This window comes from Niveibacterium sp. (assembly GCF_041909475.1).
Lineage (GTDB): Bacteria > Pseudomonadota > Gammaproteobacteria > Burkholderiales > Rhodocyclaceae > Niveibacterium.
The window spans coordinates 79,477-99,989 of record NZ_JAYRDJ010000004.1 but is presented as its reverse complement, the minus strand read 5'-3'; the positions used below and the strand labels follow the sequence as shown (position 1 = coordinate 99,989).

Here is a 20,513-nt window from a genome sequence, read left to right as displayed (position 1 = left end):
CGTTTTTCTTTGATGCTCCGTCCCGTTTAGGCGAGGCGGGCGAGCTGCTCGCGCAGCTTTTCCAGCGTGGCACCGAAGTCGGCGACGCGCTTCTTCTCTTGCTCCACCACAGCCGCAGGCGCCCGGGCGACGAAGCTCTCGTTGGAGAGCTTGGCGTTGGCCTTGGTGACCTCGCCCTCGATGCGTGCGATCTCCTTGGTGACGCGCTCGCGTTCGGCGGCGACGTCGATCTCGATCTTCAGCATCAGGCGGAAGTCGCCAACGATCTGCACCGGCGCCGGCGAGGCGGGTAGGGCATCGCCTGCAGCCGTGACGCTGTCGAGTTTGGCGAGCGAGGCCAGGTAGGGCGCGAAGGCTTCGACGTCGGCGACCGGGCCGGCGACGATCAGCGGCACCTTCTGCGCCGGCGACAGGCTCATCTCGCCGCGCAGGCTGCGCACCGCACTGACCAGCGCCTTGAGCTGCTCGATGCGGGCTTCGGTCTTCTCGTCGATACGCTCGGCGTTGGCGCGCGGGTAGGCGACCAGACACAGGCTCTCGGCGTCCTTCTTGCCGGCGAGCGGGGCGACGGTCTGCCACAGCTCTTCGGTGATGAAGGGGATCACCGGGTGTGCCAGGCGGATGATCGTCTCCAGCACGCGCAGCAGGGTGCGGCGCGTGGCGCGTTGCTGCGCCTCGTTGCCGGTGTTGATCTGCACCTTGGCGAGTTCGAGGTACCAGTCGCAGTACTCGTCCCACACCAGCGTGTAGATCTCGCTCGACAGCAAATCGAGCCGGAAGTCGGCGAAGTGCTGGGCTACGGCCGCCTCGGCGCGCTGCAGGCGCGAGACGATCCAGCGGTCGGCGTCAGAGAAGGCGAGGTAAGCACCGTTGCACTCGCTCGGTGCGTGCTCGTTGAGCCCGCAATCCTTGCCCTCGGTGTTCATCAGCACGAAGCGCGTGGCGTTCCACAGCTTGTTGCAGAAGTTGCGGTAGCCCTCACAGCGCTGCATGTCGAACTTGATGTCGCGGCCCAGCGTGGCGAGGCTCGCGAAGGTGAAGCGCAGCGCATCGGTACCGAAGGCGGGGATGCCCTCCGGGTATTCCTTGCGCGTCTTCTTCTCGATCTGCGCGGCCTGCTTCGGGTTCATCAGCCCGGTGGTGCGTTTCGCGACGAGGTCGTCGAGCTGGATGCCGTCGATCAGGTCGATCGGATCGAGCACGTTGCCCTTGGACTTGCTCATCTTCTGGCCTTCGGCGTCGCGCACCAGGCCATGCACGTACACGGTCTTGAACGGGATCTTGCCGGTGATGTGCTTGGTCATCATGACCATGCGCGCGACCCAGAAGAAGATGATGTCGAAGCCGGTGACCAGCACCGACGAGGGTAGGTAGAGGTCCAGCGCATCGTTGGACTTGGCCGGCCACTCGGGCGTCCAGTCCAGGGTGCTGAATGGCCACAGGGCGGACGAGTACCAGGTGTCGAGCACGTCCTCGTCACGCTTCAAGGTTCCGGTGTAGCCATCGGCCGCGGCCACCGCTTTAGCTTCCGCTTCGTCATGCGCGACGAAGACGCGGCCATCGTCGGCGTACCACGCTGGAATCTGGTGACCCCACCACAGCTGGCGCGAGATGCACCAGTCCTGGATGTTGTTGAGCCACTGGTTGTAGGTGTTCACCCAGTTCTCGGGCGCGAACTTGATCTCGCCCGAAGCCACGCACTCCAGCGCCTTGCCGGCAATGCTAGTGCCGTCCGGGCCGGCCTTGCTCATCGCGACGAACCACTGGTCGGTGAGCATCGGCTCGATGACGACGCCGGTGCGGTCACCGCGCGGCACCATCAACTTGTGCGGTTTCACTTCGCCGAGCAGGCCCAGCGCCTCGAAGCCGGCGACGACCTGCTTGCGCGCCTCGAAGCGGTCCAGCCCGGCCAGATGGGCGGGCAGCGGCGTGCTGCCCGTGATCTTGCCGCCGGTGACCACGGTGCCTTCGGCCGGTACGCTGCCTTCGAGCGTTAGCACGATGATCATCGGCAGGTTGTGGCGCAGGCCGACCTGGTAGTCGTTCTGGTCATGCGCAGGCGTGACCTTGACGACGCCGGTGCCGAACTCGCGGTCCACGTACTCGTCGGCAATGATCGGCACTTCGCGGCCGACAAGCGGTAGCGTGACGGTCTTGCCGATCAGGTGGGCGTAGCGCTCATCTTCCGGGTGCACCATCACGGCGGTGTCACCGAGCATGGTCTCGGGCCGCGTGGTGGCCACGGTCAGCGAGCCGCTGCCGTCGGTGAGCGGGTAGCTCAGGTGCCACAGGAAGCCGTCCTCCTCTTCGGACACCACCTCCAGGTCCGACACCGCGGTGTGCAGCTTCGGGTCCCAGTTCACCAGACGCTTGCCACGGTAGATCAGGCCTTCGCGGTAGAGGCGTACGAAGGTCTCGGTGACGATCTTCGAGAGGCCTGCGTCCATCGTGAAGCGCTCGCGCGACCAGTCGGGCGAGGTGCCGAGGCGGCGCATCTGCTGCGTGATGGTGTTGCCGGAGTATTCCTTCCACTCCCACACTTTTTCGAGGAACTTCTCGCGGCCCAGATCGTGGCGCGACACGCCCTGCGCATCGAGCTGGCGCTCGACGACGATCTGCGTCGCGATGCCGGCGTGGTCGGTGCCCGGCTGCCACAGCGTGTTGTGGCCCAGCATGCGGTGGTAGCGCGTCAGCGCGTCCATCACTGTCTGGTTGAAGCCGTGACCCATGTGCAGCGTGCCCGTGACGTTGGGCGGCGGTAGCAGGATGCAGAACGCGTCGGGGTTGGACTTGTCCAGACCGGCCTTGAAGTAGCCCGACTGTTCCCAGTTTGCATACCAGCGCCGTTCGATCTCGGCGGGCTCGAAGCTCTTTGCGAGTTCCATTATTTTCGTCTGGAAAATCAAAACCTTGGATTATAGCGAATGGACGGCCGCCCCCGCCGCCGATGCGGTGCAGGGTGGCGACCGTCCGCGGGGGTCAATCTTGTCTGGGCGTGTTCAGCGTCGCGTCGAGCAGCTCGGACAGCTTGTGCGACAGATCCGGTACCAGCGTTGCGCGCATGTGGGCCAGCGTCTTGATCCGCAGGCGCTCCACCATGCCGTCGACTTCCGCCGCGACGATCTGCGGCAGTTCGTTGCTGATCCAGCTTTCGAGTGTCTGCGCGATGTGAGCGTCGAATTCGATCAGTTGCTCGGCCATCCGCATCTGCGCCGCCTGGGCCTGGACCAGGGCTTCTTCACGCGCAGCTTTTGCGGCGGCATCGGCCGCAGCGGCGATGATCGCGGGGTCGGGTTCGACGATCGCAGGAGGAGCGGTGGGTTTTGCCGCTGGCGTCGTGGTCGTCTCGGCAGGTTGTAATGGCGCTTCAAGCGGTTCGTCGTCGAGTGCGATTTCGTCCGCGATGTCGTCGAGGACCGGTAGGTCTTCGCCCAGTACGTCGGTCAGAACCGGCAGGTCGTCGGCTTGTGGCAGGGTGCTTGAGCGATGCCGGTGAATCAGCGCGTCGGCCTTCACCAACAGGGTGTCCGAAGCGTCCAGATCATCGTTCGGGGTGATAGGGGTCATGAACGCTCGCGTGCGGAAAGGTCGTTTGCTTCCGGTTCAAGCCCTCGCTCGCGATAGAAGGCCCAGCGTGCGCGGGCGGGGCCGCGATCGACCGGATCGGACGTGACGATTTCTATCACTTGGGAAAAGCGCTCGAACGCGGGAGGGGCTTCGTTGCCGAGATTGATCAGCACGTCCAGATGTTGTGGGCGCTCAAGACCGGTCTCGATCAATACGGGCGTCTCGGCCGCGAGCGGTGATGAGCCCAGAACATGAGGAACGAAAGCCAACGGCTGGAATGTCCATAGCAGCGCATCGAAGCGGGCCGCCTGACCCGCTTCGGGCGCAAACACGGTGACCTTGCGTCCATGCCGGTACGCGGCGGCGGCCAATCGGCATGCCGCCGATAGCTTGTCCGGCGCGTTGTGGAAGAAGCGGACCTCGGTCACTGTGTGGTCGATCTCATCAGGCGCCGGCGCGCTTGATAAGGAACTGCGTCAACAGCGGCACCGGACGGCCTGTGGATCCCTTGTCGGCGCCGGACTTCCAGGCAGTGCCGGCGATATCAAGGTGCGCCCACTTGTAGGCCTTCGTAAAGCGCGACAGGAAGCACGCTGCCGTGATGGTGCCGCCAGCGCGGCCGCCGATGTTCGCCATGTCGGCAAAGTTGCTCTTCAACTGTTCCTGGTATTCGTCGAACAGCGGCAGTTGCCAGGCGCGATCACCGGCTGCGACGCCGACGTCCAGCAGTTCGCGCGCCAGATCATCGTCGTTCGCGAGCAGGCCGCTGGTGTGGGCGCCGAGGGCAACCACGCAGGCGCCGGTGAGCGTCGCAATGTCGATCACGCATTCCGGCTCGAAGCGCTCGGCGTAGGTCAGCGCGTCGCACAGGATCAGACGGCCTTCGGCGTCGGTATTGAGGATCTCGATCGTCTGACCCGACATGGAGGTCACCACATCGCCCGGCTTCACGGCAGAGCCGCCAGGCATGTTCTCGGTGCTCGGGATCAGGCCGACCACGTTGATCGGTAGTTCGAGCTCCGCCAGCGCGCGGAAGGTGCCCAGCACCGAGGCGCCGCCGCACATGTCGTATTTCATCTCGTCCATGCCTTCGCCGGGCTTGAGCGAGATGCCTCCGGAATCGAAGGTCAGACCTTTGCCGACCAGCACGATCGGCTTGGCCTTCTTGGACTTGGCGCCGTGGTACTGCATCACGATGAAGCGTGCAGGTTCGTGCGAGCCCTTGGTGACGGACAGGAACGAGCCCATGCCCAGCTTTTCGATGCCGGCGTTGTCGAAGGTTTCAACCTTGATCGACTTGAATTCTTTCGCGAGCTTCTTTGCCGTGTCGGCGAGGTGGCTCGGCGTGCAGACGTTGCCCGGCAGGTTGCCCAGATCCCGCGCCAGCGCCATGCCCGCTGCAATCGCGCTGCCTTGGATTGCGCCGCGCGCGGCGTCGGCGCTCGGTTTGGCGGCGAAGGCGAGGGTGATCTTGCCGGCGCCGCGCTTCTCGTCATCCTTCTTCGCGCGAGGGGCGTCGTACTTGTAGGCAGCGTCACGCAGGATTTGCGTGGCCTGGGCGGCGAGCCACTTTGCGTCGCGCCCCTTCAGTTCGACGTCGGCCAGCGTCACAACCGCGTCGCTTGCCTTGAGGTTCGCGAGCGCCTTCGCGGCAGCGCTCAGCGCGCTGCGATAAGCCTTTTCGTTGAACTCGTCTTCCTTGCCGAAACTCACCAGCAGCACGCGCTCGGCAGCAACGCCCGGCAGGTGGTGCAGCATCAGCGTCGCACCGGCTTTGGCGTCGAGATCGCCGCGGGCGATCAGCTTTGCGATAGTCCCGGCACTGGCTTCGTCGAGTCGGGTGGCGACGGCGCCGAGGGTCTTCCCGGCGAATACACCGACCACGAGGCACGCGCATTTCTGCTTTTCCGGGGTTACGGATTTCGTGCTAAATTCCATCAATTGCTCCTGGCAATGGACGCTTGCGCGCAGAGCGGACGATTATCCCGTGTCCCTCCAGCGCCGTCAAAACCGCACCGGCGCTTACTCGAATGGTCTTTCAGCGCGCAGCTATGCGCGAATTCGCCGCCAATGCGGTGGCGATTTTCGTTGCACTGTTCTTCATCCTGCTCACCGTGATCCTGATCCGCCTGCTCAGCCAGGCTGCAGGCGGTCGGCTGCCGCCTGACGCGGTGCTGTCGCTGATCGGATTTACGGCACTCAATCACCTCGGCACCTTGCTCGCGCTGACCTTGTTCATTTCGGTGCTGATGTCGCTGACGCGCGTGTACCGCGATTCCGAAATGGTGGTCTGGTTCGCGAGCGGCTTGCCCTTGTCGGCGTGGATCAGCCCGGTATTGAAGTTTTCGTTGCCGATCGTTGCTGTCATTGCGGTGCTGTCGGGCTATCTCTCCCCTTGGGCGCAAGGGCGCGCGCAGGAATACCGCAAACAGCTCGAGGCGCGGGATGATGTATCCAGCGTGTCCCCCGGTACCTTCCGCGAGGATACCGGTGGGCGACGCGTGTTCTTCGTCGAGTCTGTGGCGGAAAACGATGCCGAGGTGAAGAACGTCTTCGTGTCGATGCCCTTGGCCGATCGCCTGAGGATTATCGTTGCATCACACGGTTCCGTTGAGGTTCAACCGAATGGCGATCGTTTCGCTGTGCTGAAGGATGGGCGTCGTTACGACGGCAGGCCGGGTACGCCAGAGTTCAGCGTGACACGCTTCGATACCTATGCGATCCGGATCGAGGCGAAAGAGGTGGGCGTGCTGGAGATGACGCCGCGCATCACGCCAACACCTCAGTTGATTGCCGTGCCGACGCCACAGAATCGCGGCGAGTTGTCGTGGCGTCTTGGTTTGCCCCTGGCTGCGCTGGTGCTGACCCTGATTGCGGTGCCTTTGTCCTTCGTGAATCCACGTGCGGGGCGGGCAGTCAATCTGCTGTTTGCGGTCTTCGTGTTCTCCACCTACATCAGTCTCTTGCAGGTCATGCAAGCATGGATCGGGCAGGGCAAGATCGGCTTCGGTGCGGGCCTTGCCGCCCTGCATGGGCCGATGGCGGTGCTGCTGATCGGCATGTTCGCGCACCGTATGCAGTTGCTATCGCGCCTGTTCCGCCGATGAAAACGATCCGCCGCTACCTCAGTCTCGAAATCATCGCGGCATCCGCGCTTGTGATGGTCGCGTTCCTTGCCCTGTTCGGTTTCTTTGACCTGGTCGAAGAGCTCGACAAGGTTGGCAAGGCGGGTTACCGGCTCAAGCACGCTTTGATCTTCGTCGCGCTCTCGTTGCCCAGTCGTGCCTACGAGATTTTCCCGATTGCTGCACTGATCGGCACCCTGTTTGCCCTGACCCAGCTAGCACGCAACTCTGAAATTACGGCGATGCGGGCGGCTGGGCTTTCCACGCGGCGTGCCGTGATCGTCATCGCCCAGATCGGGCTGTTGTTTGCGGGAATGACCTTCGTGTTGGGCGAATTCGTCGCGCCGCCGCTGGAGCGCATCGCGCAAAAGTGGCGTTTGCGCAGTACGAATTCGACCTTGCCGCAGGAGCTGAAGTCCGGCTTCTGGGTGCGCGACGGGCGCTTGTTCGTCAATGCGCAGCGTGTGCAGCCGGACAAAGGTCTTGAAGGTGTGCGGATCTACGAATTCGACAAGGATCTGCGTCTGGTATCGCTGTCCGAGGCTGCGAGCGGTGAATACAAGCCGCGCGAAGGTTGGCGCTTGGCCGATGTGAAGCGGACGCAGTTCCTCGCTGATCGAACGGTGCTGGAGCGCTTGCCGACGATGCAGTGGCAGTCAGAGCTGACGCCGGAGTTGGTCAGTGTCGTGATGGTGGCGCCTGAGCGGATGGCGCTGAAGACACTGATTCCGTATGTGCAGCATCTGAAGGACAACAACCAGAAGACCGGGCGCCATGAAGTTGCGGTGTGGAAGAAGCTGGTCTACCCGTTCGCATCCATCGTGATGATGTGCCTAGCCTTGCCTTTCGCGTTCATACATCACCGCAGCGGCGCCGTCGGCGCGAAGGTGTTGCTCGGCGTGGTGATCGGCATGACCTTCCACTTGTTGAACGGGTTGTTCACTAACCTTGGTGTCATCAATGGCTGGCCCCCGGCTGTGAGTGCCCTTGCGCCCAGCCTGTTGTTCCTGCTCGCAACAGCGGGAATGCTCTGGTGGGTCGAGCGCCGCTGACGTTCCGCTGCGGCTTATCGTTAATCGCCGGGCCGGCCGGGCAGCAAGACGACGCAGGTGCCGGCGAAGCGGTCATGCAGAAACTGACCGTCGCGATCAAAGAAACTCCACAGCAGTCCCGCGCCCAAAAACAGCAGCGACGGCCAAGCCAGCGCATAGCGGATCAGCCGCTGGGAGGGGCTTGGCAGCTTGCCACTTTGTGCGTCGACGACCTGCAGTCGCCAAGTCTGCATCGCTAGTGTCTGGCCGTTTCGCCCCCACAGCACATAGAAGTACAGTCCGAGTACGACGAATACGTGCAAAAGGCTGGCCCAGCCAGGCGGGAGCATCTTCGTCATCATGCCGAGAATCATCTGCGGCAAAAGAAAGGCGAAAGCAAGCACGCCGAGCAGTAGCAGCGCTTCGTAAAGCATGCAGGCAAGGCGCCGGCGCAAGCCGGCCAGTTCGGCGGCGGGGCGATCTTTGGTCACGGTGATCTTCTGAGTGTGCTGCCGTCACCTGTGACGGGGCAGCGGGTTAATAGCGCGGGTACAGCGCCTCCGGGAGTAGCGGTGCGGGCTCTGGCGCCGGTTCTACCGGCGGCGGGGGCGGCGGGCGAAGTTGGGCGCGATAGGGCCGCAGGTAGGGCGGGATGAGCCATTCCTGCGGAATCGCTCCGCCCATGCTGGGTTTTGTGCGGGGCGTACGCGAACGCAGTTTGTCTTTTTCGTCGTCCGGCAGATTCTTGTAAGCATCCCATTGCTGCCGCAGGGCGGGGCGCTGGTCGCTCGGCAGCTTCTGCAGCCGCTTGTATTGATCGCGTGCCTTCTTCCGCTCTTCCGGTGTCAGCTGAGCCCACGACTCCATTCGGCGCGTGATGCGATCGCGCTCGTTGGGTGTCATGTCAGGGAAGCGGGCTGCGATGCCGATCCACTTGGTGCGGCGAGTCGGTCCCATGGCAGGCCACTCTTTTTCCAGCGGTGCGAGGATGACGCGTTGCTCCGGCGTAAGCGCGGCCCAATCCGGCGCTGGCGTCGTTGCGCCCGCGAGGGGCGCAACCAGCAGCGCCAGGACTATCAGCCAGACCCTCAGCTGGCTGAATCGTCCGGCTTGAGCCATCGGTCAAATCCGTGATCAAGGTAGGCGTCGATCGGCAGGTCGTCTGAGAGCAGCGCGCTGTCGACCTCTTCGAGCTCCGAGCTCATAACGCTGTCGCGCAGCGTGTCGGCTGCGACGAGCATCAGGATGGCCGTCAGCGTTACCATGGCCAGGCGGCTATGGGTACTCCACAGGTCGGTCAGGGTTCGGCCGACGCCGGCAAGGCTCAGGCCGCTCGAGTGAGCGCGCTGATGTTCCAGTGCCGCGCGGCGCGCGAGCTGCAGGCGTGTCTGAATCTGCGGGTCCAGGCCGCCAAGGCTACGGTCAAGCGTTGCAACGATCCGCTTGGCAACAATGTCTTCTGTGTTCATGGCTCGATCCCCCGGGCACGCAATGCGGCCGCCAGCGTGTGCGTTGCCCGCGAGCAGTGTGTCTTGACACTGCCTTCGGTGCAGCCCATCGCCGCGGCCGTCTCGGCTATATCCATTTCCTCCCAGTAACGCATGAGGAAGGCTTCCCGTTGACGTGGTGGCAATTTCGCAATTTCCTGTTCGATGACGCCTAGCGTCTGTCGCTGTTCTTCCTGCAGGTGCGGCGCCTTGAAGGCCGCAATATCGGATTCGGCGCCGAGCGTCTCGAGCGGATCGCCCGCGTCGTCTTCGTTGTCAGGCGAAAACGCCGAGAGCAGAGTGGTCCACAAATTCCGCACCTTGCTGCGGCGGAAATGATCGTTGATCCCGTTTTGCAGGATGCGCTGGAACAGCGCGCCGAATTCCTCCGCTGGCCGATCGCCATAGCGTTCGGCCAGTTTCATCATGGCGTCCTGCACGACGTCGAGCGCCGTGTCCTCATCCCGCAGCGCAAAAAAGGCCTGCTTGAAGGCCCGACGCTCAATGCTGGAGAGAAAGTCTGAAAGTTCGATCCGGGAAGCCAGGTGAAACCTCGTGTGGCCGTCGCCGCTTCATGGTGTGCTGCAGCGAGGATGCCTTGACCAATCCGTTGCACACCGTTGACAATGTACATCCCCCTCCCTCCGGAGGGGCTTCTGTCTTTTTTGGGTGCTGCAATGGTTTTGACTGGTGCGGAGATTGTAATCAGGTGTCTGCAGGAGGAAAAGGTCGAGTATGTTTTCGGCTATCCCGGCGGCGCCGTGCTTTTCCTCTACGACGAACTGTCCAAGCAGGACAAGGTTCGTCACGTGCTGGTTCGCCATGAGCAGGCCGCCGTACACGCTGCGGATGGCTACGCACGCTCCACTGACAAGGTGGGCGTTGCGCTCGTAACTTCCGGCCCGGGCGTCACCAACGCCGTGACCGGTATCGCGACCGCTTATTGTGATTCGATTCCGATGGTGATCATCAGCGGGCAAGTCCCGACTGCCGCCATTGGTCAAGATGCTTTCCAGGAAGTCGACACCGTCGGGATCACCCGTCCGTGCGTCAAGCACAACTTCCTCGTCAAGGATGTCCGCGACATTGCTTCGACGATCAAGAAGGCCTTTTTCCTCGCCAAGACCGGACGTCCTGGCCCTGTGCTCGTCGACATTCCGAAGGATGTGTCGGCGCACAAGTGCGAGTACGAGTATCCGAAGTCGGTGACCTTGCGCTCCTACAACCCGATCGTGAAGGGCCATCAGGGGCAGATCCGCAAGGCGCTTGGGCTGTTGCTCGAAGCCAAGCGTCCCATGATCTACGCCGGTGGCGGGGTGATTCTGGCCGACGCAGCTGAAAAGCTGACGAAGCTGACGCGTCTGCTCGGCTTTCCGGTGACGAATACGCTGATGGGGCTTGGTGGCTATCCCGCCACCGATCGCCAGAACCTCGGCATGCTCGGCATGCACGGTACCGTCGAAGCCAATATGGCGATGCACCACAGTGATGTGCTGCTCGCGATCGGTGCGCGTTTCGATGACCGCGTGATCGGCAACCCGGCGCATTTCCAGTCGGAGCCGCGCAAGATCATTCACGTCGACATCGACCCGTCGTCGATTTCCAAGCGTGTCAAGGTGGATGTGCCGATCGTCGGCAACCTCGCCGACGTGCTGGATGACATGATCAAGATGCTGGAGTCGTCGGGTGATCGCCCGAACCCGGCCCAGATCGCGCCGTGGTGGAAGCAGATCGAAGAGTGGCGTGGCCGCAATTCGCTGAGCTACAAGAACAGCACCGAGGTCATCAAGCCGCAGTTCGTCGTCGAGACGCTGTGGAAGATCACCAACGGCGATGCGTTCGTGACGTCGGATGTGGGTCAGCACCAGATGTGGGCGGCCCAGTACTACAAATTCGACAAGCCGCGTCGCTGGGTGAACTCGGGCGGCCTGGGTACCATGGGTTTTGGCCTGCCGGCGGCGATGGGCGTTCAGCTCGCGCATCCGGAAAAGCCAGTCGCCGTGATCACTGGTGAAGGGTCGATCCAGATGTGTATTCAGGAGCTCTCGACCTGCAAGCAGTATCGCTTGCCGATCAAGGTGCTGAGCCTGAACAACCGCTATCTGGGCATGGTTCGCCAGTGGCAGCAGTTCTTCCACGGTAACCGGTATTCGGAGTCCTACATGGATTCATTGCCGGACTTTGCCAAGCTTGCCGAGGCCTACGGGCATGTCGGCATTCGTGTCGAGAAGCCGGGCGACGTGGAAGGCGCGATCCGCGAAGCATTCAGTCGCAAGAACGATCTGGTCTTCCTGGACTTCCAGGTCGATCCGACCGAAAACGTGTTCCCGATGGTCCAGGGCGGCAAGGGTCTCACCGAGATGATCCTGTCGTCCGAGGATCTGTAACACCCGCGCACCGTAAGAACGGGGTGTCGCTCAACCGCGGCGGCACCCGCCCAGCGCGCTTACCGGCATGCTGGGCGGCGGAAGGCCACCCGAGGGCTTTCCGTGGCCGTCCTGCAGTGTGCTCACAAGCAGGCAAGACTTATGAGACACGTCATTTCATTGCTGCTCGAAAACGAGGCTGGCGCGCTGTCGCGTGTATCCGGGCTGTTTTCTGCGCGTGGCTACAACATCGAGTCGCTGACCGTGGCGCCGACCGAGGATCCTTCGCTTTCGCGCATGACGATCGTCACGTCGGGTTCGGATGACATCATCGAGCAGATCACCAAACAGCTGAACAAGCTGATTGATGTCGTCAAGGTCGTGGATATTTCCGAGGCCGCCCACATCGAGCGCGAGCTCATGCTGGTCAAGGTGCGCGCCACCGGCAAGGATCGCGAAGAAATGAAGCGCATGGCGGAGATCTTCCGCGGTCGCATCATCGACGTGACCGATTCGAGCTACGTGATCGAGCTGACCGGTACGCAGGACAAGCTCAATTCCTTTGTCGGCGCGATCGATCGCGACCTGATTCTGGAAACCGTGCGCTCCGGCGTCTGCGGCGTGGGCCGCGGCGACCGCGTGCTCAAGATCTGATTTGCCCCATTCACACGCTATTCAAGGAAATGCCATGAAGGTTTATTACGACAAGGACGCCGACCTCTCGCTGATCAAGGGCAAGCAGGTCACCATCGTTGGTTATGGCTCGCAAGGTCATGCGCACGCACAAAACCTGCGCGACTCCGGCGTCAATGTGACGGTTGGTCTGCGCAAGAACGGAGCTTCGTGGGCCAAGGCCGCTGGCGCGGGACTGAAGGTTGCCGAGGTGGCGGATGCCGTCAAGAGCGCGGATCTGGTCATGATCCTGCTGCCGGACGAGAACATCCCCGAGGTTTACAAGAACGACGTCGAACCGAACATCAAGCAAGGCGCGACGCTGGCCTTCGCGCACGGTTTCAACGTGCACTACAACCAGGTCGTGCCGCGTGCGGATCTGGACGTGATCATGGTGGCGCCGAAGGGCCCGGGCCATACGGTGCGTTCCGAGTACCTGAAGGGTGGCGGCGTGCCGTCGCTGATCGCGGTGCACCAGGACAAGTCGGGCAAGGCGCGCGACATCGCACTGTCGTACGCAGCGGCGAACGGCGGCACCAAAGGCGGCGTGATCGAAACCAACTTCCGCGAAGAGACCGAGACTGACCTCTTCGGCGAGCAGGCCGTGCTGTGCGGCGGCGCTGTCGAGCTGGTCAAGATGGGCTTCGAGACCCTGACCGAAGCCGGTTACGCGCCGGAAATGGCTTACTTCGAGTGCCTGCACGAGCTCAAGCTGATCGTCGACCTGATGTATGAAGGCGGCATCGCCAACATGAACTACTCGATCTCGAACAACGCCGAGTACGGCGAGTACGTGACCGGCCCGGAAGTCATCAACGCTCAGTCGCGCGAAGCCATGCGCAATGCGCTCAAGCGCATCCAGACCGGCGAGTACGCGAAGATGTTCATCCTCGAAGGCAAGACCAACTACCCGTCGATGACTGCACGTCGTCGTCTCAACGCTGTGCATCCGATCGAGACGGTCGGTGGCCAGCTGCGCGACATGATGCCGTGGATCAAGGCTAACAAGTTGGTCGACCAGTCGAAGAACTGATCGATTTATTTGCCGCGAACGGCCACCCTCGGGTGGCCGTTTTCGTTTCCGAAGATACCTGCCGTGGATTGCGGCGGAAACGCTCTGGTACCATCGAGGGCTTATCCATTTGAGAGCGGTTGGTGCCGGCGGTGCGCATGTTTGACTGCGGCACGGCGCTACTCTGACCCATCAGAACTGCATGACCAAGTTGCGCCCACCCCGGCTGATGCCTCGCGATACGCTGATCCGTCGTCGCGGCATTTATATCCTCCCGAATCTTTTCACGACTGGCGCGCTTTTCGCGGGGTTCTACGCCATTGTGCAGGCGATGAACGGGCGCTTCGAGTATTCGGCCGTCGCGATATTCGTCGCCATGGTGCTGGACGGCCTTGATGGCCGAGTTGCCCGCCTGACGCATACGCAGAGTGAGTTCGGTGCTGAATATGACTCGCTGTCCGACATGGTGTCGTTTGGCGTGGCGCCGTCGCTGGTGGTGTATGAGTGGGCGTTGAAGGATCTGGGAAAACTCGGCTGGATCGCTGCATTTGTTTACTGCGCCGGTGCTGCGCTTCGGCTCGCACGCTTCAATACCAACATCGACGTGGTCGACAAACGCTATTTTCAGGGCCTGCCTTCACCGGCGGCGGCAGCCTTGGTTGCGGGTTTCGTCTGGGTCATGATCGGCCACTCGATCGATCCGAGCGAGATTCGCTGGCTGGCCTGTGTGGTCACCATCTTTGCCGGCCTTACGATGGTCAGCAACGTGAAGTTCTGGAGTGGCAAGGACATCAACCTGCGGCGCTCGGTGCCATTTGCGGTTGTGCTCGCCATGGTGGGCGTGTTTCTCGCGATTTCGAGCTATCCGCCTGGGGTGCTGTTTGGCTTGTTTGTCGCTTACGCGCTATCCGGCTATGTGATGGCTGCCTGGCAACTGGTGCGCCGCAAACCCTGAATGCGTGGTCCGGCTGCATGGCCGGCGTCTGATGGGCTGAGTGAGGCCCGGGAGAGGAAACGATGAAGGACCGTCTGGTAGTTTTCGACACGACCTTGCGCGACGGCGAACAGAGCCCCGGCGCGGCGATGACGCGCGACGAGAAGCTGCGCATCGCACGCCAGCTTGAGCGCCTGCGTGTGGATGTGATCGAAGCAGGTTTCGCGGCCGCGAGCCCCGGCGATGCCGAGGCGATTCGCGCAATTGCCGAGGTCATCAAGGACTCCACCGTCTGCTCGCTGGCGCGCGCCAATGAGCGCGACGTGCGTGCGGCGGGCGAGGCGATCCGGCCGGCGGCGCGGGGCCGTATTCATACCTTCATCGCGACCAGTCCGATTCACATGGAAAAGAAGCTGCGCATGCAGCCCGATCAGGTGGTCGAGGCGGCGGTTGCGGCGGTCAAGCAGGCGCTTCAGTACACCGATGACGTCGAGTTTTCGGCGGAGGATGCGGTCCGCTCCGAGATGGATTTCTTGGTGCGTATCTTCGATGCGGTGATCAAGGCGGGAGCCAAAACGATCAATGTGCCGGATACCGTGGGTTATGCCGTGCCTGCGTTGTGGGGCGATCGTTTCCGCGCGCTGATCGAGCGGGTGCCGGGCGCCGGCAAGGTGATCTGGTCGACACACTGCCACAACGACCTGGGCATGGCGGTGGCGAATTCGCTTGCCGCGGTGCAGGCGGGCGCGCGTCAGGTCGAATGCACCATCAACGGCCTCGGCGAGCGTGCGGGTAATGCATCGCTTGAAGAGGTGGTGATGGCAGTGCGGACGCGGCCGGATGTGTTCGCCGTCGAGACGGGTATCGATGCGAGCCAGATCGTCGCCAGTTCCAAGCTGGTTTCGACGATCACCGGTTATCCGGTGCAGCCAAACAAGGCCATCGTGGGCGCCAACGCGTTCTCGCACGAGTCGGGTATCCATCAGGATGGCGTACTGAAGCATCGCGAAACCTACGAGATCATGCGTCCGGAAGATGTGGGCTGGACCACCAACCGTCTTACGCTGGGCAAGCTGTCGGGGCGCAACGCTTTCCGCAAGCGGCTTGACGAGCTGGGTATTGTGGTTGAGTCGGAAGAGCAGCTCAACCACGCTTTTGCGCGCTTCAAGGATCTGGCCGACAAGAAGAGCGAGATCTTCGATGAGGATCTGCAGGCCCTGATGTCGGACGAGGCGCAGGAGCTCGAGCGCGAACACTACAAGCTGGTGTCGGCGAAGTTCCACTCCGAAACGGGCGAAACGCCGACTGCCGCGCTGACGTTATCGGTTGATGGTCAGGAGCTGAAGTCCGAATCCGAAGGCAGCGGGCCGGTTGATGCGGCGTTCCGTGCGATCGAGGCGGTTGCCAAGAGTGGCGCGACGCTTCAGCTGTATTCGGTGAACGCGATCACTACCGGTACCGACGCGCAGGGCGAGGTCACCGTGCGTCTGGCGCGAGAGAACCGTGTCGTCAATGGCCAGGGCGCCGATACCGACATCATCATCGCGTCGGCGAAGGCCTATCTGAATGCGCTGAACAAGCTGCAGGCGGGGTCAGAGAAGCTGAATCCACAAGCGGAAACGGTGTAAACAAAATCGGGCGCCCTGGGCGCCCGATTGTTTTAGTGGGTGGTGGCACCGCTGTTCCGCGACGGCGCGCTGACGCGCGAGTAGGCGGCACAACTGATGAAGAGTCCCAGTGCGAGCGCGGTTTCGATGGCTGCGAGACCGGCGGACAGGCCGCGATCGCTGGTCGCGCGAACGACGCCTTCGGTGAAGTACAGCCAGATCATCAAGGTCGTCCACTGGAAGGTGTAACGGCGCCCATGCAGCATGCCGCGCAGCGGAAGCAAAAGCGGCAATACTTTCAGTACCAGCCATGATCCGCCGGGCCTCAGGGGCGCGAGCCAGAGTTCCCATGTCAGGCAGAGCGCAGTCAGGCTCAGCAGCAGACCAATACTAAGCCATTGCAGTTGCCGGGCGTTCATCGTGCTACGCCTGCAAGGCGTGCAGCAACGTCCGCTAGCCGTCGCCCTTGCGCGAAGGCGAGGCGGCGCTCTGCATCCGACAAACGGGCATCGCCTTGTGGCCCCGATACATGACTCGCGCCGTAGGGCGAGCCACCGCTCCGCGTGCTGTGCAGGTCACTCTCGGTGTACGGCAGGCCAAGCACAAGTGCGCCATGATGAAACAGAGGTAGCATCATCGACAGCAGGGTGGTCTCCTGGCCACCGTGCAGGGTGCCGGTGGCGGTGAATACGCAAGCGGGCTTGCCTGCCAGCGCACCAGATAGCCATTGCGCGGACGTGCCATCAAGAAAGTACTTCATCGGTGCAGCCATGTTGCCGAAGCGCGTGGGGCTGCCGAGTGCGAGACCGATGCATTCTTCTAGATCGGAATGTTCGGCGTAGGGCGGGCCACTGTCCGGGATCGACGCCTCGTGCGCTTCGATGTTGCTGCTGACCCGTGGTACGGTGCGCAGCCGCGCGGCGACGATGCCGCTGGAATCGATGCCGAGCGCGATCTGTTCGGCGATGGCACGCACTGAGCCGCGATGGCTGTAGTAGAGAACCAGGATTTCTTTCATCGGAGATGGATCGATAGAATGCGGGCGGATTATACGCAGGGCAGGGAGTGGGGCCGCTGGATAAGCGAGATTCGCCGTTTTCTTGAACTGCTGATCGATCGCTTCAAGGAAGTGCGTGGCTCGCTCGTCGCGAGCAGTCTCACCTTCACCACGCTGCTGTCGCTCGTACCGCTCGTTGCGGTGAGCTTCACGGTCATGAGGCAGCTGCCGATGTTCGCGCAGTTGGGTACCACGCTGAAGGTCTTCCTGCTCTCCAACCTGCTTCCAGACAAGGCAGGCAAGGTCATCGCCACCTATGCAGTGCAGTTCTCGCAGAAGGCGGGGGATCTCACGCTATTTGGTGGTGTTGCGCTGATTGCGACCGCCGTCCTGTTGTTGATGACGATCGATCGCTCCTTCAATGCGATCTGGCAGGTCAGGCGACCACGACCAGTCTGGAACCGGATCGCATTGTTCTGGCTCGCGATTACCTTTGGTCCGGTCGTGCTGGCGGCGAGCATTGCCGCGACGACGTTCGCGGTCACGGCCTCGCTTGGTGCGGTGGATGAGCCGCAATGGCTGCGTAGCATCGTGTTACGGATGATGCCGATGCTGCTGTTCTCGGCATTGTTTTCGTACCTTTTCTTCGCGATGCCCAATCGCCGCATCAATCCACGACATGCGCTGGCTGGCGGTGTGTTCGCCGGCGTCGGTATCGTGTTGCTGCAGCGATTGCTTGGCGTGTACTTTGCACGCTTTCCGAGCTACACGCTTCTGTACGGTACTTTCTCCGCCATCCCGATCTTTCTGGTCTGGTTGTATTCAACTTGGCTGGTGATTCTCGTTGGCGCCATGATCACCGCGGTGATACCTGATTTCCTCGCGCATCGGCGAGTGCTCCCTGCGACGGTGGCGGGGCGCTTCTACGCGAGCACGCGTCTGCTTGCCGCGCTTGAACAGGCCCAACGGGCGAGCGTGGTGTCCAGTCTTGCCGATCTCGCTGCCGCGTCGCGACAGAGGATTGAGGAGACTGACGCGATGCTTGAATCGATGCGCGAAGCCGGTTGGGTTTGCGAGAGTGACGACGGCGCTTGGCTGCTGGTCGGTGCTGCAGGGTCTGTAAGTGCGGGGCAGCTATTCAACCGGTTTGTTCTGTCCGCAGCCGATCTGGTTCGCCTGTCCAAGGGCGATCAGCCGGATGCGGTGCAGTCGGCGGAGCAGATCGCAGCAGCGCTTGCCGGCGTGCTTGAGCGGCCGAGCGCGGATCAGATCGGATAGGGGTCGATCTCGAACTGGAACAGTTCGATGTTGGCGGTCTGCATATCGAGGCTTAGCAGCCGACCTTGCGCGATATAAACCCGATCGAGATCCGACACCAGCGCGAACCGCCGCGAAGTATAGGTACCAGTTGGTGCAAGGATCGCCGGGTGGTGACGCAGCGCCGGCATCGCTGGCAACACGAGCGCCTTGACCATTTTGCTCGGGCGTTCTCGTGCGCCACGGAAGCCAACCGTCACTGGCGTAGCGCCGGTCGAGACGATTTGCAGGCCAAGCTCGATTTGCGACGGATTTTCGCTGCGAATCCAGCGGACCACGCACACGCTCCACGGCTGCTCGTCGTCACGCCTCAGGGCCACCGCAGTACCTGCCGCCAAACCGGCAGCGACGCCTGCGACATGCATGATCGCAAAGCCGCCCGGGCTTTCGTTGATGACCTGCCATTCCTGCACCGCGCCGTCGCGCTGCGGCGTGTCGCCGCGCATGATGTCCCAGATCGCAGGTATGCCGGTGCAGGCCTGCACCGTGTATTGCGTCTTGCGGCGCGGTTGCTCGCGTTTGACCGGAATCGCCCACTCGCTGCGCAGCCGTTGCAGTAGTGATAGCGGTTGAACGCCGATCGCCACCCGCGGCAGATTCAATTCAAACGGTTGTTGGCCGGCTTCCAGCCGCGCCAAGTGCTCGGCGACGCGTTTCGCCAGTGCCGTGGGCGAGGCAAAAACAAGCTGCTGCCCGGCAGGTGGCGTGTGTCGAACAACCGCCTGAGGCCCGTCGTCGCTGACTGCAGCGATCCAGTACCAGCCGTTATCGGGGGCTGCAGGGGCCTTGAGTTCAAGTTGGAGCAGCGTGGCGACCCGGTTCAGGTACTCGCAAATCCAGCCGATTTCGGCCTGCGAAAAGCGCTCAAGCTGCAGTGTTCCAAGCGAGACAAGCCGTTTGAATGCGAACTGCGCGCTCTCGCCGCTCGCGTCGCTCGGTACCGGCTCGTCCCCTGCGGCGGAAATCAGCGACACCGACAATGGCCACAACTCCGCCACATGCATGCCGCCGGACAGACCGGCAATTTCCCATGCCTCACTCAGCATGCGCAGGCCGCGCGCGGCGAGTGTTTCGATCAGGCGCGGTTGCGGCCGAATGGCGCCGCTGCGGACATGGCCGGCGACCTGCAGAAAACCGCCCGCGATTGCGCACATTGCCTCGACCACCTGGCGAGCTGTCGTGTGCAGGTTCCGGTCGAGCGGCAGGCCGGCTTCGCATAGCCGTGGCTTGAGTTCGCTGCCTGCACGCAGGGCGCGACCGTAAAACAGCTCAATGCAGCGGTGAAACTGCGTCGGCGCTACGCCCGGGGTCGTCAGTTGGTCGAGCTGCCGGCGAATCTGCACCGCCTCGTCCGCCAGATCCGCAGACGGTTGCGTGGCGAGCCAGTCCAGGATCGCTGGGGTGCTACCGGATTCGGCGGTGGTCGAAGTCATTGCGGGGCGGTCAGGTTGAGTCCCGCTATTCTATTAGCGAATCCTGAAAGTTCGTCGACCCTTGTGCAGCTGGCGGCCGCGCGGTGGGCCGCTAGAGTGCCCTCGTACGCCCGTTCTTGCAGACAAGGCCGGGATCTGGTATTTTGGCGAGCTTTTCTGCACACCGCATACAGGATTTCGACATGGTTGTGATTCGCCTTGCCCGGGGCGGCGCCAAGAAGCGCCCGTTCTTCAACATCGTTGCAACCGACTCGCGTAGCCGCCGTGACGGCCGCTTCATCGAGCGCGTTGGCTTCTACAACCCGATGGCCAACGAATCCGAAAAGGGTCTGGTCGTCAATGCCGAACGCCTTGCCTACTGGCAGAGCAACGGCGCGCTGCTGTCGCCGACCGTTGCTCGTCTGGTTAAGGGCGCAAAGGTTTCGGCCTGATTGATTCGCTGGAGCGGGCGCCGATGATTGTGCTCGGTCGCATCGCGGACCCGTTCAGCATTCAGGGTTGGGTCAAGGTTCATGCCTTCGGGGATGATCCTGTTTCTTGGCGCACAATGCCGCAGTGGTGGTTGTGTGCGGATCCTGATGCGCCGGAATCGGCGTGGCAGCCGTATCGCCTTCGTGGTTGTAAGGCGCACGGAAGAGGCATTGTCGCTGCGTTTGTCGGCGTTGCGGATCGTACTGCGGCTGAAAAGCTCGTCGGTCTGTACATCGCCGCACCGCGCGAAGCGCTGCCTGCCACCGGGTTGGATGAGTATTACTGGGCCGACTTGGTCGGGCTGGCGGTGCAGAACACTGCCGGTGTTGCGCTGGGGTCGGTCAGTGGTTTGTTGAGTACCGGGGCGCATGATGTGCTCCAGGTGCAGGACGGCGACACCGAACGCTTGATCCCCTTCGTTGGCGCTTATGTGCTGGACGTGAATCTCGCCGAAAAGCGGATTCGCGTTGATTGGGAAGCCGATTGGTGAGTTC

21 protein-coding genes are annotated in these 20,513 nt (G+C 62.4%); 10 read left to right on the top strand and 11 right to left on the bottom strand.

Annotated elements, in window-relative coordinates:
• Positions 1 to 26: 26 nt before the first annotated feature.
• From ACE3P0_RS05235 to ACE3P0_RS05220, 4 genes are all read right to left on the bottom strand, one after another.
• A complete protein-coding gene (locus ACE3P0_RS05235; protein WP_374400571.1) occupies positions 27 to 2,885 on the bottom strand; it encodes a valine--tRNA ligase in 2,859 nt (952 codons plus the stop codon).
• 94 nt (positions 2,886 to 2,979) lie between these two features.
• On the bottom strand, positions 2,980 to 3,567 hold the full coding sequence (locus ACE3P0_RS05230; RefSeq protein ID WP_374400569.1) for a hypothetical protein: 588 nt from the start codon (positions 3,565 to 3,567) through the stop codon (positions 2,980 to 2,982).
• Positions 3,564 to 3,995 carry a DNA polymerase III subunit chi gene (locus tag ACE3P0_RS05225; protein WP_374400567.1) on the bottom strand — a complete coding sequence of 144 codons (432 nt, stop codon included), beginning with the start codon at positions 3,993 to 3,995 and terminating at the stop codon, positions 3,564 to 3,566. Before ACE3P0_RS05225 ends, ACE3P0_RS05230 begins: the two co-directional genes overlap by 4 nt.
• Positions 3,996 to 4,011: 16 nt before the next feature.
• Positions 4,012 to 5,505 carry a leucyl aminopeptidase gene (locus ACE3P0_RS05220; protein WP_374400565.1) on the bottom strand — a complete coding sequence of 498 codons (1,494 nt, stop codon included), beginning with the start codon at positions 5,503 to 5,505 and terminating at the stop codon, positions 4,012 to 4,014.
• Positions 5,506 to 5,597: 92 nt separating this feature from the next.
• On the opposite strand from ACE3P0_RS05220, the gene lptF reads away from it, so the two are divergent.
• Complete coding sequence (lptF, locus tag ACE3P0_RS05215) at positions 5,598 to 6,674, top strand: LPS export ABC transporter permease LptF (protein WP_374400563.1); 1,077 nt, start codon at positions 5,598 to 5,600, stop codon at positions 6,672 to 6,674.
• Positions 6,671 to 7,744, top strand: a complete 1,074-nt coding sequence (gene lptG / locus ACE3P0_RS05210) for an LPS export ABC transporter permease LptG (protein ID WP_374400561.1) — start codon at positions 6,671 to 6,673, stop codon at positions 7,742 to 7,744. Before lptF ends, lptG begins: the two co-directional genes overlap by 4 nt.
• 20 nt (positions 7,745 to 7,764) lie before the next feature.
• On the opposite strand, the gene ACE3P0_RS05205 is transcribed toward lptG, so the two are convergent.
• From ACE3P0_RS05205 to ACE3P0_RS05190, 4 genes are all read right to left on the bottom strand, one after another.
• Positions 7,765 to 8,157 carry an RDD family protein gene (locus ACE3P0_RS05205; RefSeq protein ID WP_374400559.1) on the bottom strand — a complete coding sequence of 131 codons (393 nt, stop codon included), beginning with the start codon at positions 8,155 to 8,157 and terminating at the stop codon, positions 7,765 to 7,767.
• Positions 8,158 to 8,260: 103 nt separating this feature from the next.
• Complete coding sequence (locus ACE3P0_RS05200) at positions 8,261 to 8,842, bottom strand: DUF3106 domain-containing protein (RefSeq protein ID WP_374400557.1); 582 nt, start codon at positions 8,840 to 8,842, stop codon at positions 8,261 to 8,263.
• The gene (locus ACE3P0_RS05195) at positions 8,812 to 9,192 is read right to left on the bottom strand and encodes a DUF3619 family protein (RefSeq protein ID WP_374400555.1); all 381 of its coding nucleotides are present in this window, start codon (positions 9,190 to 9,192) and stop codon (positions 8,812 to 8,814) included. The genes ACE3P0_RS05200 and ACE3P0_RS05195 overlap by 31 nt, the downstream gene beginning before the upstream one ends.
• Positions 9,189 to 9,743, bottom strand: coding sequence for an RNA polymerase sigma factor (locus ACE3P0_RS05190; RefSeq protein WP_374400698.1), 555 nt, complete (start codon positions 9,741 to 9,743; stop codon positions 9,189 to 9,191). The genes ACE3P0_RS05195 and ACE3P0_RS05190 overlap by 4 nt, the downstream gene beginning before the upstream one ends.
• Before the next feature lie 144 nt (positions 9,744 to 9,887).
• Between ACE3P0_RS05190 and ACE3P0_RS05185 the strand changes: the two genes are divergently transcribed.
• From ACE3P0_RS05185 to ACE3P0_RS05165, 5 genes are all read left to right on the top strand, one after another.
• Complete coding sequence (locus ACE3P0_RS05185; protein ID WP_374400553.1) at positions 9,888 to 11,597, top strand: acetolactate synthase 3 catalytic subunit; 1,710 nt, start codon at positions 9,888 to 9,890, stop codon at positions 11,595 to 11,597.
• A 141-nt stretch (positions 11,598 to 11,738) separates the two neighbouring features.
• Entirely contained in the window at positions 11,739 to 12,230 is a 492-nt protein-coding gene (gene ilvN / locus ACE3P0_RS05180) for an acetolactate synthase small subunit (RefSeq protein ID WP_374400551.1), read from the top strand.
• A 34-nt stretch (positions 12,231 to 12,264) separates the two neighbouring features.
• Positions 12,265 to 13,281 (top strand): ketol-acid reductoisomerase, encoded by a 1,017-nt coding sequence (gene ilvC / locus ACE3P0_RS05175; RefSeq protein WP_374400550.1) that lies wholly within the window; start codon positions 12,265 to 12,267, stop codon positions 13,279 to 13,281.
• 181 nt (positions 13,282 to 13,462) lie between these two features.
• Positions 13,463 to 14,215, top strand: coding sequence for a CDP-diacylglycerol--serine O-phosphatidyltransferase (gene pssA, locus ACE3P0_RS05170; RefSeq protein ID WP_374400548.1), 753 nt, complete (start codon positions 13,463 to 13,465; stop codon positions 14,213 to 14,215).
• Positions 14,216 to 14,277: 62 nt separating this feature from the next.
• On the top strand, positions 14,278 to 15,822 hold the full coding sequence (locus ACE3P0_RS05165; RefSeq protein WP_374400546.1) for a 2-isopropylmalate synthase: 1,545 nt from the start codon (positions 14,278 to 14,280) through the stop codon (positions 15,820 to 15,822).
• Between the two features lie 32 nt (positions 15,823 to 15,854).
• On the opposite strand, the gene ACE3P0_RS05160 is transcribed toward ACE3P0_RS05165, so the two are convergent.
• Positions 15,855 to 16,220, bottom strand: a complete 366-nt coding sequence (locus ACE3P0_RS05160; RefSeq protein WP_374400544.1) for a DUF2069 domain-containing protein — start codon at positions 16,218 to 16,220, stop codon at positions 15,855 to 15,857.
• Positions 16,217 to 16,819 (bottom strand): NAD(P)H:quinone oxidoreductase, encoded by a 603-nt coding sequence (wrbA, locus tag ACE3P0_RS05155; RefSeq protein ID WP_374400542.1) that lies wholly within the window; start codon positions 16,817 to 16,819, stop codon positions 16,217 to 16,219. The genes ACE3P0_RS05160 and wrbA overlap by 4 nt, the downstream gene beginning before the upstream one ends.
• 18 nt (positions 16,820 to 16,837) lie before the next feature.
• Between wrbA and ACE3P0_RS05150 the strand changes: the two genes are divergently transcribed.
• The gene (locus ACE3P0_RS05150; RefSeq protein ID WP_374400540.1) at positions 16,838 to 18,076 is read left to right on the top strand and encodes a YihY family inner membrane protein; all 1,239 of its coding nucleotides are present in this window, start codon (positions 16,838 to 16,840) and stop codon (positions 18,074 to 18,076) included.
• Here the strand turns inward: ACE3P0_RS05150 and ACE3P0_RS05145 are convergent.
• Complete coding sequence (locus ACE3P0_RS05145) at positions 18,064 to 19,548, bottom strand: hypothetical protein (RefSeq protein ID WP_374400538.1); 1,485 nt, start codon at positions 19,546 to 19,548, stop codon at positions 18,064 to 18,066. The genes ACE3P0_RS05150 and ACE3P0_RS05145 overlap by 13 nt on opposite strands.
• 182 nt (positions 19,549 to 19,730) lie before the next feature.
• Here ACE3P0_RS05145 and rpsP point away from each other — a divergent pair, with 182 nt between their 5' ends.
• The gene (gene rpsP, locus ACE3P0_RS05140; RefSeq protein WP_374400536.1) at positions 19,731 to 19,979 is read left to right on the top strand and encodes a 30S ribosomal protein S16; all 249 of its coding nucleotides are present in this window, start codon (positions 19,731 to 19,733) and stop codon (positions 19,977 to 19,979) included.
• Positions 19,980 to 20,002: 23 nt separating this feature from the next.
• Entirely contained in the window at positions 20,003 to 20,509 is a 507-nt protein-coding gene (gene rimM / locus ACE3P0_RS05135; protein WP_374400534.1) for a ribosome maturation factor RimM, read from the top strand.
• Positions 20,510 to 20,513 lie beyond the last annotated feature (4 nt).